The organism is Collinsella sp. TF07-1, assembly GCF_003437235.1.
In the GTDB taxonomy this organism is placed as follows: domain Bacteria; phylum Actinomycetota; class Coriobacteriia; order Coriobacteriales; family Coriobacteriaceae; genus Collinsella.
Genome location: NZ_QSRV01000003.1, coordinates 74,872 through 88,622, shown reverse-complemented (window position 1 = coordinate 88,622; position 13,751 = coordinate 74,872). Strand labels below are relative to the sequence as shown.

The window sequence follows — 13,751 nt, the reverse complement described above, 5'->3', positions numbered from 1 at the left end:
GGGCACGTCGGTGCCCACCGTTTGAATGCTGTCCATTATACCCGCAGCGCATCACTTGCCGCTCCGCTCATCTGCGTACGGCAAAGGCGCAGGTACGTGATGGTGATGAACGCGTAGGCCTACTCCTGGGGCATAGCCGGCATGGCCACCGTGGCACCCGGGTCCTCGCCGGCGCCGTCCACGAGCGGCAGGCCGCCCTCATGCGCAGGTCCTACCGGAACCGTCGCAGCACCGCCAAAGACGGCAGCGGAGGCCTCGTGGTTCTCGGCAACCGCGCCCTCGGTATCAATCGCCACCTGGGGCTCGTCGTCAAAGTTGGGGACGCCCTGGGGCTCGGTGGGAACGGGCTCGGCGGTCGCATCGGCAACGGGCTCGGCGTCGACCGGCACATCGCCCTCGTCAGCGCCCTCGTCCTCGGCAGCATCTTCGCCGTTCGCAGCGGCGACGGCCTCGTGAGGATCCTTGCCCTCGGCCTCGGCGCGCATGCCCAGCACCAGGTTGCGCAGGCCCGCGACCGTGCCTTCCACGTCGGGGGCAGGCTGGTCGGCGTGCAGGTACGCCCAGTCCATCATAAAGGTGGCCGACGACAGCGCACCGATGGCCAGTGCGTCATCGGGGCACGAAAGCTCGACCTCAAAGACACGCTCGTCATGCTCGCTTACGCGCGTGCGGCCGCACGAGATGCTACCGGCAAGACCGGTCTCGTTCATGAGCTCGACCGTCACGTGCTCCAGCAGGTGGCAGAGCTCGGTCTGACCCATGCAGTCCTGGAACTCGCGGCCGGAATCGCCCAGGCACAGGTGCTTGGCAATCGCCGGCACCAGGTAGTACACGCGCGCCGTGGCCTCAATGTCCTCCGAGGTCATGAGCGGCATGCCAGGGTTCACCAGCACGTGCGCGCAGATCTTGTCCTCGCTGACGGTGACCTTAAGGATGTTGAACAGGCCTGCCATAACTCTCCCCTACTCTTCCTTGTCCTACTCGTCGCCGTCGTGCGGATTCGCGGAACCCGCACCCGACGTCGTCGGCTCGTCTACCGAAGACTCGGAATCCTTCTTATCGGTTTCGGCCGGAGCGATCACGCGAATGAGCGAGATGCGCTGGCCACGCATCGACTGCACTTTAAACTTGTACCCCGCGACCTCAAACACCTCTCCGATGTCGGGCACCGAGTCGCAAAGCTCCAAGATCCAGCCGGCGATGGTCTCATAATCATCGCTTTCCTCGAGCGGCCAACCAAGCTCAATCGCGTCATCGCACGAAAAACGCCCATCGACGAGCCACTCGCGGCGCGAAAGGCGCGTGAGATACTTGTTGTCGGGGTCGAACTCGTCCTCGATCTCGCCGACGATCTCCTCGACGATGTCCTCGATGGTGATGATGCCGGCCGTGCCGCCGTACTCGTCCACGACCACCACGATCTGGTCGTGCGAGGTCTGCATCTCGGACAGCAGCGGCAGGATGTCCTTGGTGTCGGGCACAAAGGTGGCGTCGCGCAAAAAGCCGGCGATGGGCTGGTCGCCCTTGCCGTCGAGCGCGGGCTGGATCAGGTCCTTGATGTGCGCGATGCCCGCGACGTTGTCGGGGTCCTCGTGATAGACGGGGATGCGGCTGAAGCCGGTCTGGCGCATGGTGGACAACACGTCGGCGACCGTCTCGTCGTCCTCGCACATGGTGGTGTCCACGCGCGGCACCATGACCTCGCGGGCAACGGTGTCGCCCAGGTCAAAGATCTCGTGGATCATACGCTTTTCCTCGTCGAGCAGGTCGTCCTGCTCCGAGACCATGTACTTGATCTCTTCTTCCGAGACGTTCTGACGGTCGTCGGCACTCTTGATGCGCAGGATGCGGGCCAGGCCATCGGAGCAAGCGCCAGTCAGCCACACGAGCGGACGGGCGATCTTTTGGAAAAACGACAACGGTCCCACGACCTGCTTGGACACGCCCTCGGCATTGGCCAGGCCGATGCGCTTGGGGACGAGCTCGCCGATCACGATGGACACGAAGGCGACCGCGACGGTGATGATGACCGGCGCCAGGCCGCGCGCGATGGCGGAGAGCGGCGCGATGCCAAAGCTCATGAGCCACGTGGCGAGCGGGTCGGACAGGCTCGTCGAGGCAACGGCGGACGAGGCGAAGCCCACGAGCGTGATGGCGACCTGGATGGTGGCGAGCAGCTGGTCGGAGTCGGCAGCCAGCTTAATGGCACGCTCGGCGCGCTTGTCGCCTTCCTCGGCCTCATGCTCCAGCACGGCGCGCTTGGCCGTGGTGAGCGCCATCTCGGACATAGAAAAGTAGCCGTTGATGAGGGTCAAAACGAGGGTAGTGATAAGGGAGATGGTTATGTCCATCGGGAGTTTCTCGAACCTCCAAGATTCGGGACGTCGGATAAAACGTTGACGGCGGATACGGCAATGGCGCCGGCGCCCAAACGAGGACGCGGGCGCGCAGGCGTGGTCGCTAGATTACGAAGAGGATCACCGCCATGAACTGGAAGATGCTGCCGGCGAGTACCCACAGGTGAAACACGCTGTGAAGATAGCGCACGTTTTTGGCGATATAGAACGGCACGCCCACGGTATAGCACACGCCGCCGACGGCGAGCAGGGCAAGTGCCACGGGGTTGAGCAGCGACACGAGCTCGGGCAGCTTAAAGACAACGAGCCAGCCCATCAGCAGATAGACCAGGCCGCTTACCCAATGCGGCTGGCGCTCGCGCAAAAAGCACTCGAGGGCGATGCCGATAATGGCGATGGCCCATACGGCAAAGAACAGCACGGCGCCGCCGTCGTTTGCGAGCGTGATGAGGCAAAACGGCGTATAGCTGCCGGCTATGAGCAGGTAGATGCAGCTGTGGTCGATGATGCGGAACACGCGCTTGGCGCGCGCGGGTTGAATCGCATGGTAGAGCGTGGAGGCTAGGTATTCGAGAATAATACTGGCGCCGTAGACGATTGCCGCGGCCATGTGGGCCGGGCCACCGCCGCGCAGTGCAGCGAATACGATCAGGAGCACCAGACCCGCGATACCCAGCAAGCAGCCGACACCATGGGTGACGGAGTTCATGATCTCCTCGCCCACCGTGTAGTGCGGAACGGCCGCGGCCTTGGGTCGCGGCTTGGAACTGTCGCTCGAATCGGACATGCCGGTTACATCCTCCAACGTAAAGAGTTCTCAACACTATATCAAAGCGTCTGGGTGCGTGCGAAATTTGCACCATACGTGACCCTTTGTTTACCCATTCTTTGCCTGTTGACGCATCAACGGCGAACGTCCATAATGCGCTTGCATTAAATGTTGATGCATTAACATCTTATAGGAGAATACCGCATGGCTCAAAACGCACATTCCCATCGAAAGCTCAAGATAGCCGGCATCGTTGCACTGGTGGTTGTCATTGCGCTGCTCGGATTTGCCGGCAACTTTCTGTTTGACTTCGCGCTGAATCCCCGCGCGCCATACACCATGAAGATGATGCAGGACGGCAAGGACGACAAAGAAAGTGAGCAGCCGGATGCCGAGGGAACCGAGGCACGGGCATGGTTTAAAGAGAACCGCGAGAGCAGCAGCCTCACCGCAGATGACGGAACCGAACTTGCCGCTTGGTATTTTGCCGCCCCAGAGAGCACGCACAATTACGCTATCTGCCTACACGGATACACCGATGAGCCCATCGGCATGGCCCGATACGTCAAACGATTCCACGACCGCGGCATGAACGTACTCGCACCCGCCGCCCGCGCCCACGAGCGCTCCGGCGGCGACTATATCGGCATGGGCTGGCCCGAGCGGCTCGATGTCGTTGCATGGATTGGGCGAATCGTTCAGGCCGATCCCGAAGCGCGCATCCTGGTCTTTGGCGAATCGATGGGCGCGGCGACGGCCATGAACGTCGCGGGGGAATCGTTGCCGTCTAATGTCACGTGCATCATCGAGGATTGCGGCTATACGAGCGTCTGGGACGAGTTTTCCCTGCAGCTCAAGGACGTGTTCGGCCTGCCCAGTTTTCCCTTGCTCGATGTGGCCAACCTGGTATGCAACGTGCGCGCAGGCTACGACTTTCATAAGGCGAGCAGCGTGGAACAGCTCAAGCGCGCGACGGTTCCCATGCTTTTTATCCACGGTGACCAAGACACCTTTGTACCGTACAGCATGCTCGACCAAAACTACGAGGCGTGCGCCAGCAAGGTCAAGCAAAAGCTCACTATCCACGGCGCCACCCATGCCAAGAGCGCGCAAGTCGACCCCGAGCTCTACTGGAACACGGTCGACAGCTTCCTCGACAAGAATTTTTAGGCAAAAAGCAACGTCTGGGGTTTTGTTGTCAAAAAACGGTTTGTGGTCGGCGGTATTCGATTTTTCACCGCACTTCCGAAAAGCCGCCCGTGGGCACTGTGCTCGCGGGCGGCTTTTACTAATGTTGCACTACAAAAGCGCTTGATATGTCCAATAGTTAGGTGCTACTTGACCTCGATGAGCTCGTACTTGCTCGTGCCCAGGCCGATCTTCTCGGCATGAGCGATGCACGCGCGCCAGTCGGTGTCGGGATGCGTGATGCAGAAGGGATCCTTGGCCTGCTCGCCCTCCAGATGCTCGTGATTATGCTCCATCTTGGCCGCGCTGTCGGTAAGCTCGGTGTTAGGCAGCGGCTCGGATGCCAGGACGGCGTCGGCGCAGGCCTGGTCGATGGCGACCGGGTCGAAGCTCGCGAACATGCCGATGTCGTTGACGATGGGCGTGTCATTCTCGGGATGGCAGTCGCAGTTGGGGCTGATGTCCATGGCGAGCGAGATGTGGAAGCTCGGGCGGCCGTCGACGATGGCCTTGGTGTACTCGGCGATCTTGTAGTTGAGTACGTCGGCCGCGGCATCATAGTCGGGCTTGATGCAGTCCTGGTTGCACGCCGCAATGCAGCGTCCGCAGCCCACGCAGCGATCGTGGTCGATGGCAGCCACGCGAACCGTGCGGGTGCTGCCGTTGGCAAGCTCGCGCTCGCGCGTGTCGTCAAACGTGATGGCGTTGTGCGCACAGATCTTTTCGCAGGCACGGCAACCTACGCAGTTGGTGGTATCGACGCTCGGCTTGCCGGCGGCATGTTGTTCCATCTTGCCAGCACGACTGCCGCCGCCCATGCCCAGGTTCTTCATGGCGCCGCCAAAGCCGGCCTGCTCATGGCCCTTAAAGTGGGTGAGGCTAATCACGATGTCGGCGTCCATGAGCGCCTGACCGATCTTTGCCTCGCGCACGTACTCACCGCCCTCGACCGGGACGAGCGCCTCGTCGGTACCCTTGAGGCCGTCGGCGATGATGATCTGGCAGCCCGTGGCATACGGGGTAAAGCCGTTCTGGTAGGCGGTATCGATGTGCTCGAGCGCGTTTTTGCGGCTACCGACATAGAGCGTGTTGCAGTCGGTGAGGAAGGGCTTGCCGCCCAGCTCCTTGACGACATCCGCGACGGCGCGGGCGTAGTTGGGGCGCAAAAAGCTCAGATTGCCCAGCTCGCCAAAGTGAATCTTGATGGCGACGAACTTGTTCTCAAAGTCGATCTGCTCGATACCGGCGCGGCGAATGAGGCGCTTGAGTTTGTCGAGCTGGCTCTCGCGAGCATGCGTGCGCAGGTTGGTGAAGTACACCTTAGCGGGTGCTGCGGGTGCAGTTGCGGTCATATATCTATCCCCTCGGTCTATATGGCGTTACAGACATAAGAGGATGGTACCCGTTGAAGTAGGGTCGAAGTCAAGCGCAACACCGAGTCGTTAGGCACTCATTGGGGACAGACTTAAATGAGTACCGCCAGGGACAGTCCTTGCCAGCCCGGCCAGCGAGCCGGCGAATCGTCAAAGACTGTCCCCGATGACCAGTCATTTAAGAACGTCCCCGATGACTACTCTTGCACCTTGAGGGCCTCGGCTAGGCTGACGCGCTTGATAGAGCGCGTGTGCAGCAGCGCCACGACCAGGTAGGTCGCAAAGCCAATGCCGACGCATGCAGCCATGGACCAAGCGGGCACGTAGATCTCGATATTGCCGTTGTAGGCGAGCAGCATCGAGCGGAAGATGGCCGTGAGCGAGCCAATAATGACCGGCAGGCTCAGCACGAGCGACGCCGCCACGCACAGCGTGATCGAGCGGATGTACAGATGCGAGATCTCACTATCGCGATAGCCAAAGACTTTCATGTAGCTGATCGAACGGGCGCTGTGGTCGATCACCGCTTTGGTCAGCAGGTACATAAACAGCAGGAAGATAAACACCGCGAGCCCGACCATCATGCCGATCATTTTGCTCATCATGCCGATGAACTGGTCACCCACGGCGCGCATGTCGTCGGGCGTGGTGTCGCCGGCAAAGTAGCGCGCGTCGAGGTCGAGCTTCTCGTCGCTCACATAGCCGTTAAAGTAGGCGGCGTCGTTGTCGAACAGCTCGTTAAAGTCGTCGATACTCATATAGATGTTCATGTCCGACTTGGAGCCCCAGGCACAGTCCTTGCCCGCGTACTCAAAGGAATAATGCTCACCCTCGTACTTGTCGCTGAGCGTGACCTTCTGGCCCTCGCTCCAGCCAAACTTATCGAGCAGACCGCCGCCAAAGACGACGCGGCCATCGCCGATGTTGAGGCCCTTCCAGTAGCGCGAATCGGACGAGATGCCGTAGACAGAAATCGTCTCCTCGCCATTGCCGTCGCCACGGTCGTACTGCAGCTGGTGAACGGCATATTTCTCGGCCTGCGCGATTGCGCCCGCGCCGTTGTCGGTCGTATTGACCGGGTGGATATCGTCGTTGTCAGTGTCGATCTTAGAGGCCTTGTCGATCAGATCGATGGCCTCATCGCGGTTGCAGCCGAGGGCATCGGCAAGATCGTCAAGGCGCGCGTAGAGCGCATCCTTCTTGTCCTGGACCTTGGCAAGCGCATCCTGCGCTGCGGTCAGGCTCTCGGCAGACGGAGATGCGGTCGCGGCATCGGCTGCCGTCTGCGCCGCATCGGCCGCGCCGTCAAGCTCGTCATCGGCATCCTGGGCGGCAGAAAGCAGCGCGCCGTCAACCGACTGCAAGCGCTCGAGTGCCGACCACTGCTCGCGCTCCTCGGTAGTGCCCTCGAGCTCCAGCGGCGCCTTGAGTGTGTACTGATGCTCGGCGACCAGGCTCGTCTCGAGGTTGTCGGCGTAGTGCGTCATCGTGGGCAAAATCGCCAGGCCAAAGAGCAGCAGCAGCGAGGCGAATGCAATGCCCACGAAGAGCGTGGCGAAGTTGCCCAGGTTGCGCAGGAAGACGCGCAGGCGGAAGCGCGAGACAAAGCCCATGCACTCCGGCAGCTGCAGGCCGCGCTTGGTGCCCGATTTGCCGCTCGCCTCGTGACGAAGGAACTGCAACGGCGTCTTGCCCATCTTGCGAAGCAGGCCCACCAGCGTGATGAGGATGAGCGCGGCGGCGGGAACCACGGCGCACTTCACAAAGATCTCCCAGCTCCAGTACACCTGGAAGGGCGGCAGGCTGTACGAGCCGTAGTAGAGACCGCGCATGGGCTCGGTAAAGAACGCAACGCCGAGCGCGGTTCCCAAAAGTGCCGCGAGCACGCCCACGATGGCGGGAAGTGCCAGGTAATGCGGCACGATCTCGCGACGGCGATAGCCGCTGGCGAGCAGCGTGCCGATAATGGCGCTCTCCTCCTCGATGGTGGCGTCGGTGAGCACCACAAAGACAAACGCCATGATCACGATGATGATGTCGAGCAACGTCATCCACATCATGGAGTCGCCGTCCACGTCGTCGCGCGCATAGCCAATGCCCTGATTGGAATCGGCATCGATCAGATCGTCCACGCGCGCATCGGCATCGGTCAGTGCCTCGACCATATCCTGCTCCGCATCAATGCGATCCGCGGTGGGGAGGTCACGGTCGTTAAAGGTAAAGGAGTACGTATAGGCGGGCGCGCCGCCGGCATCCTCGAGCGCGGCAAAACCGGCGTCGGTGACCTCGGCGACACCATACGTGATGGTGTTCACCGTAAAGTCCGAATTGTCGAGGAACAACGCCTGGCTATCGGGCTGCGTCATGATGCCGCAGATGGTGTAGGTGCGCCCCTCGAGCTCGACCCTATCGCCGATGGCGAGGTCGTTATTGGTGGCAAAGACGCGGTCGATAGCCACCTCGTTGTCCGCCTTTGGCTGCTTGCCTTCGCAGTAGGACGCAATGTCGACCTTGGTGCGATGCGCGTAGGTGCGCAGGGTGCGCTTGGTGCCGTCGTCGCCAGCCGCCTTTTTGATGATGGCGTCGATAGAGAAGTTCTTGTAAAACGTAACGCCGCCGACGTCCTCAGCCGCGTCTTCGGCAGCCTTGAGCTGATCTTTGGTGGCCTCGAAGGAGGTAGTCACGCGGCCGTCCTCGATCGTGTATGCATCGCGCATGTCGTCAATGAGGCAGCCGATGGAATGCGCCGCGAGCAAAAAGCCCGACGTGAGGGCGATGCTTCCGCACATAAGCAAAAAGATGCCCAGGTACTTGCCGATATTGCGGCGCAGCTCGCGCGGGAGACGTTTTGCGAGAGGTGTCATGGCGCCGCCTACCAATCGAGCTCGGCGGCCGCGACGGGTGACTCGTTGAGCTCATCCTCGACAATGCGCCCGTCGCGCAGGCGCAGCACGCGATTGGCCATGCGCGCGATGGCCGCATTGTGGGTGACAATGATGATGGTGCAGCCGTAGGTGCGGTTGACATCCTCCATGAGCCGCAAGATTTCCTTGGATGTCTTGTAGTCGAGCGCGCCCGTGGGCTCATCGCACAGCAGCAGGCCCGGATTTTTGACGAGCGCACGGCCGATGGCGCAGCGCTGCTGCTGGCCGCCTGAGACCTGGCGCGGAAACTTGTTGCGGTGCTCGTAGAGGCCCAGCGAACGCAGCAGATCGTCGACGTCGAGCGGTTTTTTGGACAGGTGCGCCGTGACCTCAATGTTTTCCTTGATGGTAAGGTCGGGCACCAGGTTGTAGAACTGGAAGACAAAGCCCAGCTCACGGCGGCGATACTCGCCCAGATCGGCGGGCTTGAGCGCCGTGAGATCGCAGCCGTCCACCATGATGGAGCCGCCGTCGGCATCCTCCAGGCCGCCGATCAGGTTGAGAAAGGTCGACTTGCCCGAGCCCGAGGGCCCCAGCATGACGCAGATCTCTCCGCGGTTGATGGACGTGTCGATACCGTCGAGCACCGTCAGGCGTGCATCTCCATCGCCGTAGTGTTTCTTGAGCCCGTTGACCTGGACGTAGGCATGCTTTGTCGCCATGCTATCCCCCGTTGTTAGCCTTCTGCTACTTTTCTAGGGTAATAGTAAACCTGGGCGAACTATTTTTAAGCGACGTGCGCGAACTATTTTCCAACCTACTCATTGGGGACAGACTTAAATGAGTGAAATCGCTCATTTAAGTCTGTCCCCAATGAGTGGTCCCCAAGTGCCGACATATTGGGACAGTCCCTGCCAGCCCTGCCGGCGGATCGGCAAAGATTGTCCCCAATGACTAGGTGGCTAGACGCTGGATTTGTTGTGGGCGAGGGCTAGGCCTACGGCGGCGATGGCGGCGGCGAAGAGCACCGTGACGCCCAGGTCGCAGGCGATGTCGTCCAGCGCGGCAGACGTCAGGTCAGAGGTAAGCGCCTTGCCGATCGCGTCGTTCACCCAATACGTCGGCACAAAGTGCGCCACCGTCTGCACGGCCGAACCCATCAGCGACAGCGGCATCCAGGCGCCACCCAAAAACGTCATGAGCATGCCGAGTAAGTTGCCCACACCGTTGAGCAGCTCCTCGCGCGCACCCAGGCTCGACAGCATAAAGCCAACAGCCAGCGGCGTGCACGCCAGGGCAAACGTTGCCGCCAGCGCTAGGCACACGCGACCCACGCCGACCTCGGCAACCGCGCTGGCAAAGCCCACGACGCCCATCATGCTCGACACGAGCCAGATGCAGACGGCGAGCACGGCGGCGGCCGCGAACACAGCGAGCGAACGCTGGCGCTCAGAGACCGGGCTGGCATCCATGCGGCGCACGCGCTCGGGCTCGTTCATGCCCGAAAACACCAGTCCCACCGACACGATGACCGACGAGATGATCGCGTACGCGCCAAAGTTGAAGTACGACTCGAGCGTGGTAGCAGCAGTCGAGTCGACCTTGACCTGCTCGATCTGGACCTCCGCGCGCTTTGCGGCCGCGTGCTCGGCGGCCCTTGCGACGTCACCGTTGGAGGCAGCGGGTTCAAGCGCCGCCGCAGCGCCCGCGAGCGAGATCCAGCGCGAGGCCTCGGCGGACGAAAGCGCCGCCGCCATGGTGCCGGAACCATAGGTCACGTCGAGCTTGGGCAGGGCCTCCCCCGCACGGGCGGCTGCAACAAGATCGTCCTCAAACCCCTCCGGGATAAAGAACACGCAATCGGCACTGCCCTTGGCGCTGTTGCTCTTGGAGAGCGCGTCGGCAAGGTCGTATGTGTCGTCGCCGACGCCCGTGACCAGGTCAAAGCGTGAGCCCAGGTGCTTGGTAAGCGCCCGCGAAAGGTCGCTATTGTCGCGGTCGACCACGATCACGTTGGTGTCGTAGGGCTTGTACTCGGTAAGCTGCGACGAGTTCCAGCTCACCGAAGCCGCGATGAATACGCCCATGAGCGAGATGAACACCGTATAGATGAGCAGGTAGAACGGGTGCGCCAGCGCCATGCGAAGCGCGGTCTTAAAGGTGCTCATAGCGGCTCCTTCCAAAGATCAGCGTAGCGGCGGCGACAAACACCAGGGCCATCAGGACGAGCGCGCCGGCGCGAACAGCGAAGGGCCCCAGGTCCTCAAAGAAATACAGGCGATTGAACATGTCGCAGATGAGCTTGACGGGGTTGAGCCAGCACTCGACCGGACAAGCGCGGGCGACGTCGTCGGCAAGCGCCATCGCCGGCTCGCCGTAGAGGCCGGCAAACAGGGCGCACGTGGTGGCAAAGCCCGTGAGGATGCCCGACTTGGATGCCTTGCCGCCCTTAACGGGAAGCGTGCCCACAAAAAGCCCCAGGCCCGTGGCGGCAAGCGCGGATGCAGCCCCGCCCAGCAGGCACAACCCCTCGCGCCCGCCAAAGTCGACGCCCACGACCAGGCGCACGTAGCCGATCGCAACCGCCATCGATGCAAAGGAAACCAGCCACGAGCCCACAAAGATACCGGCCAGCGACGCCGTTTTGGAAAGACCGCCCGCGCAGCGGCGCGCGCCAAGGACCGACAGATTGGGCTGCAGATCGACGACGCTCAAGGCGGCAAACTCGGCAGACATCATCGCCACCAGGCCAAAGAGCGCGTAATAGTAGATGACCGTACCATCGGGCGTGGTGCGTGTCAGGCTTACGCGGCGGGTGCCGCCCTCGAGCGACAGGGCGCGCGCAACCGCCTCGGGGTCGGCGAATGCCGCCGGGTTGTCCTGGGCAATCTGGGACATGAGCTCGTCATTTTGCGTATACGAGCTCGCCACCGTCTCAAGGATGCTGCGATCGGTGAGCACCGATGATGCGCGCGAGCTGTCGTAGCTCGATAGCAGTGTGAGCTTGGGTACGCCTGCGTCGTCGACCGTATAGACGCCCGCAACCTCGCCGGCCTTAAGCGCACGGTTCGCATCGGCTGCGTCGTCGAGCTCGTTGATCTCGAGCAGCTGATCGTTGTCTTCCTTGGCAAGCGACGTCGCCACACCCTTAAAGGTCGAAGCGTCCCAAGCCTCGTCCGCCACGACGGCAACCGGCACCGGGTCGATCTTGCCGTCGGAGCTGAGGTTAGCAAACATAAACATGAACATCGTGGAAAGTGCGATGGGAAAGAGAGCGCCCCAGACCCACGTGCTCGGCCGGCGCAGCAGCGTCTTGACCGTAGTGATGATGGTGTTGAACATGGCTGCCCCCTAGTCGCGCAGCTCGCGGCCGGTGATCTCGAGGAACACGTCGTTGAGGGTCGGCGGTTCGGAATAAATGCGGCCGAGCGCCACGTCATGCGAACGCAGCGCATCGAGAATGTCCGTCAGGTTATGCGGGCTTGCCTCGCACGAAAACGTGAGCTGGCCCGCCGTCGCCGACAGGTCCAGGACATGCGGCAGGCTCGCGACGGCACCGAGCGCCGCGCTCGGCACCTCGCCGACCTCGATCACGATCTTCTCGCCCATCTGAATCATGCGCTTGAGCTCGTCATTGGTGCCCTGCGCCAGCACGCGCCCGCCGTCCATGATCATGATGCGGCTGCAGATCTGCTCGACTTCCTCCATGTAATGGCTGGTATACACCACCGTGGCGCCTTCGTCGCGCAGGCGGCAGATGCCCTCCAGGATGGCGTTGCGGCTCTGCGGATCGACTGCCACCGTGGGCTCGTCAAAAAAGATGAGCTCGGGCTTGTGCGCGATGCCGCAGGCAATGTTGAGGCGGCGTGCCAGGCCGCCCGAGAGCTTGCCGGGGCGGAACTTGGTAAAGTCGCCCAGGCCGACAAAGTCGATCGCCTCGTCCACCAGCGCGCGGCGGCGTTTGCGGTCGTTGACGTAAAGACTGCAGAAATAGTCGATGTTCTCACGCACGGTAAGCTCGTCGAACACCGCCACCTGCTGCGGCACCACGCCTATGCGGCGCTTGAGGTCGTAGCGGGCGGGCGTCATGGGCTCGCCGAACAGCTCGATGGTGCCTTTGTCGTAGGCAAGCAGCTGCAGAATGCAGTTGATGGACGTGGTCTTGCCCGAGCCGTTGGGGCCCAGCAGGCCAAAGATCTCGCCGGGGGCGATGCTCAGGTTAAAGTGGTCGAGCGCGATAAGATCGTCGTAGCGCTTGACGAGGTTTTCGACGTGGACGATGTCTGTCATGAGGCGGCCCTTCCGTTGATTGCGGCCCGGTACGATTGCATCATCGCAGGAGCCGCCGGCGCGCGCCAGTGAGCTTTGTCACGAGTGCGAGGGGGCAGAGGCGAAACCCCCGCTCGCGCGAGCGATCGACGCTGCTTTGCCGCGCGGGAGGAATGTCACGGTTGCGCAGGCGACCCCTCCACCACGCGCGGCTTCGCGTACAATACCCGTATGAACAGGCTTTTCGACAAATCGATCGTGCTGGCGTGCTGCATTGCGGCCGCTATGGGCCTTGCTGTGGACGCTCGTCTGGTCGCGGCGTTTTGCCTTGGCGTTATCGCCACCTCGGCGTCGGAAGTCGCACGAGAAGAACACGCCCATCGCGCGAGCGAGGCCGCGAGCTACGCTTACATCATCGCTGCCGTCTTCGTGCCGCCATTTATGCCGTTCGCACCCCTTGCCTTCTATGACATCGCGCGACGCGTGCGCCGTGAACGCATCTGGCCCGCGCTGGCGATTGGCGCCGTGTTTGTCTGCGCGCTTGTCGCGGACCTTCGTGGCGGCGTGCTCACCACCCGAACGCTGTTGCTAACCGCCATCCTTTCGATCGCTGCCACGTTGCTGTCGCTGCGCACCGCGCAGCTGGAGCGCGAACAGAAACGCATGCGTCGCGCCCGCGACAAGCTGCAAGAACGCGCCCTGGCACTCGAGGCACGCAACCGCGACCTCGCCGACCGCCAGGACTACGAAGTCGAGCTCGCAACGCTCGCCGAACGCACCCGCATCGCGCGCGAGATCCACGATAACGTGGGCCACCAGCTCACGCGCGCTTCGCTCCAAACCGAAGCCTTGCGCGTGGTCCACGCCGACGAGCCCGGCGTCGCCGCCGATTTCGCCGATGTCAAACGCACGGTTGACGAGGCGCTCCAGC

At 62.2% G+C, this 13,751-nt stretch carries 11 protein-coding genes; 2 read left to right on the top strand and 9 right to left on the bottom strand.

Features of this window, described 5'->3' with window-relative positions; translation table 11 throughout:
* Nucleotides 1–119: 119 nt before the first annotated feature.
* From DXC67_RS10560 to DXC67_RS02135, 3 genes are all read right to left on the bottom strand, one after another.
* On the bottom strand, nt 120–953 hold the full coding sequence (locus DXC67_RS10560; RefSeq protein ID WP_233502634.1) for a hypothetical protein: 834 nt from the start codon (nt 951–953) through the stop codon (nt 120–122).
* 24 nt (nt 954–977) lie between these two features.
* Nucleotides 978–2,351: a hemolysin family protein gene (locus tag DXC67_RS02140; RefSeq protein WP_055285343.1), complete on the bottom strand. Its 1,374-nt coding sequence runs from the start codon at nt 2,349–2,351 to the stop codon at nt 978–980.
* A 109-nt stretch (nt 2,352–2,460) separates the two neighbouring features.
* On the bottom strand, nt 2,461–3,144 hold the full coding sequence (locus DXC67_RS02135; RefSeq protein WP_199410558.1) for a hemolysin III family protein: 684 nt from the start codon (nt 3,142–3,144) through the stop codon (nt 2,461–2,463).
* Nucleotides 3,145–3,330: 186 nt separating this feature from the next.
* Between DXC67_RS02135 and DXC67_RS02130 the strand changes: the two genes are divergently transcribed.
* On the top strand, nt 3,331–4,296 hold the full coding sequence (locus DXC67_RS02130) for an alpha/beta hydrolase (RefSeq protein ID WP_117637174.1): 966 nt from the start codon (nt 3,331–3,333) through the stop codon (nt 4,294–4,296).
* Between the two features lie 164 nt (nt 4,297–4,460).
* On the opposite strand, the gene DXC67_RS02125 is transcribed toward DXC67_RS02130, so the two are convergent.
* The 6 genes from DXC67_RS02125 to DXC67_RS02100 all read right to left on the bottom strand — a co-directional run bounded on the left by DXC67_RS02125 (nt 4,461) and on the right by DXC67_RS02100 (nt 12,841).
* A complete protein-coding gene (locus DXC67_RS02125) occupies nt 4,461–5,666 on the bottom strand; it encodes a DUF362 domain-containing protein (protein WP_117637173.1) in 1,206 nt (401 codons plus the stop codon).
* 218 nt (nt 5,667–5,884) lie between these two features.
* The gene (locus DXC67_RS02120) at nt 5,885–8,551 is read right to left on the bottom strand and encodes an ABC transporter permease (protein ID WP_117637172.1); all 2,667 of its coding nucleotides are present in this window, start codon (nt 8,549–8,551) and stop codon (nt 5,885–5,887) included.
* An 8-nt stretch (nt 8,552–8,559) separates the two neighbouring features.
* Nucleotides 8,560–9,273, bottom strand: coding sequence for an ABC transporter ATP-binding protein (locus tag DXC67_RS02115; RefSeq protein WP_117637171.1), 714 nt, complete (start codon nt 9,271–9,273; stop codon nt 8,560–8,562).
* Nucleotides 9,274–9,513: 240 nt separating this feature from the next.
* Nucleotides 9,514–10,719, bottom strand: coding sequence for an ABC transporter permease (locus tag DXC67_RS02110; RefSeq protein ID WP_117637170.1), 1,206 nt, complete (start codon nt 10,717–10,719; stop codon nt 9,514–9,516).
* Nucleotides 10,706–11,893: an ABC transporter permease gene (locus tag DXC67_RS02105; RefSeq protein ID WP_117637169.1), complete on the bottom strand. Its 1,188-nt coding sequence runs from the start codon at nt 11,891–11,893 to the stop codon at nt 10,706–10,708. The genes DXC67_RS02110 and DXC67_RS02105 overlap by 14 nt, the downstream gene beginning before the upstream one ends.
* Before the next feature lie 9 nt (nt 11,894–11,902).
* Nucleotides 11,903–12,841, bottom strand: a complete 939-nt coding sequence (locus DXC67_RS02100) for an ABC transporter ATP-binding protein (RefSeq protein ID WP_022094547.1) — start codon at nt 12,839–12,841, stop codon at nt 11,903–11,905.
* Between the two features lie 210 nt (nt 12,842–13,051).
* Here DXC67_RS02100 and DXC67_RS02095 point away from each other — a divergent pair.
* Nucleotides 13,052–13,751: histidine kinase (locus DXC67_RS02095; protein WP_233503130.1), on the top strand; the 700-nt coding region annotated here is incomplete at its 3' end.

Bases quoted from the DNA above. Each gene is read 5' to 3' on its own strand.
- DXC67_RS10560 (WP_233502634.1), bottom strand. From the start codon at position 953: ATGGCAGGCCTGTTCAACATCCTTAAGGTCACCGTCAGCGAGGACAAG.
- DXC67_RS02140 (WP_055285343.1), bottom strand. From the start codon at position 2,351: ATGGACATAACCATCTCCCTTATCACTACCCTCGTTTTGACCCTCATC.
- DXC67_RS02135 (WP_199410558.1), bottom strand. From the start codon at position 3,144: ATGTCCGATTCGAGCGACAGTTCCAAGCCGCGACCCAAGGCCGCGGCC.
- DXC67_RS02130 (WP_117637174.1), top strand. From the start codon at position 3,331: ATGGCTCAAAACGCACATTCCCATCGAAAGCTCAAGATAGCCGGCATC.
- DXC67_RS02125 (WP_117637173.1), bottom strand. From the start codon at position 5,666: ATGACCGCAACTGCACCCGCAGCACCCGCTAAGGTGTACTTCACCAAC.
- DXC67_RS02120 (WP_117637172.1), bottom strand. From the start codon at position 8,551: ATGACACCTCTCGCAAAACGTCTCCCGCGCGAGCTGCGCCGCAATATC.
- DXC67_RS02115 (WP_117637171.1), bottom strand. From the start codon at position 9,273: ATGGCGACAAAGCATGCCTACGTCCAGGTCAACGGGCTCAAGAAACAC.
- DXC67_RS02110 (WP_117637170.1), bottom strand. From the start codon at position 10,719: ATGAGCACCTTTAAGACCGCGCTTCGCATGGCGCTGGCGCACCCGTTC.
- DXC67_RS02105 (WP_117637169.1), bottom strand. From the start codon at position 11,893: ATGTTCAACACCATCATCACTACGGTCAAGACGCTGCTGCGCCGGCCG.
- DXC67_RS02100 (WP_022094547.1), bottom strand. From the start codon at position 12,841: ATGACAGACATCGTCCACGTCGAAAACCTCGTCAAGCGCTACGACGAT.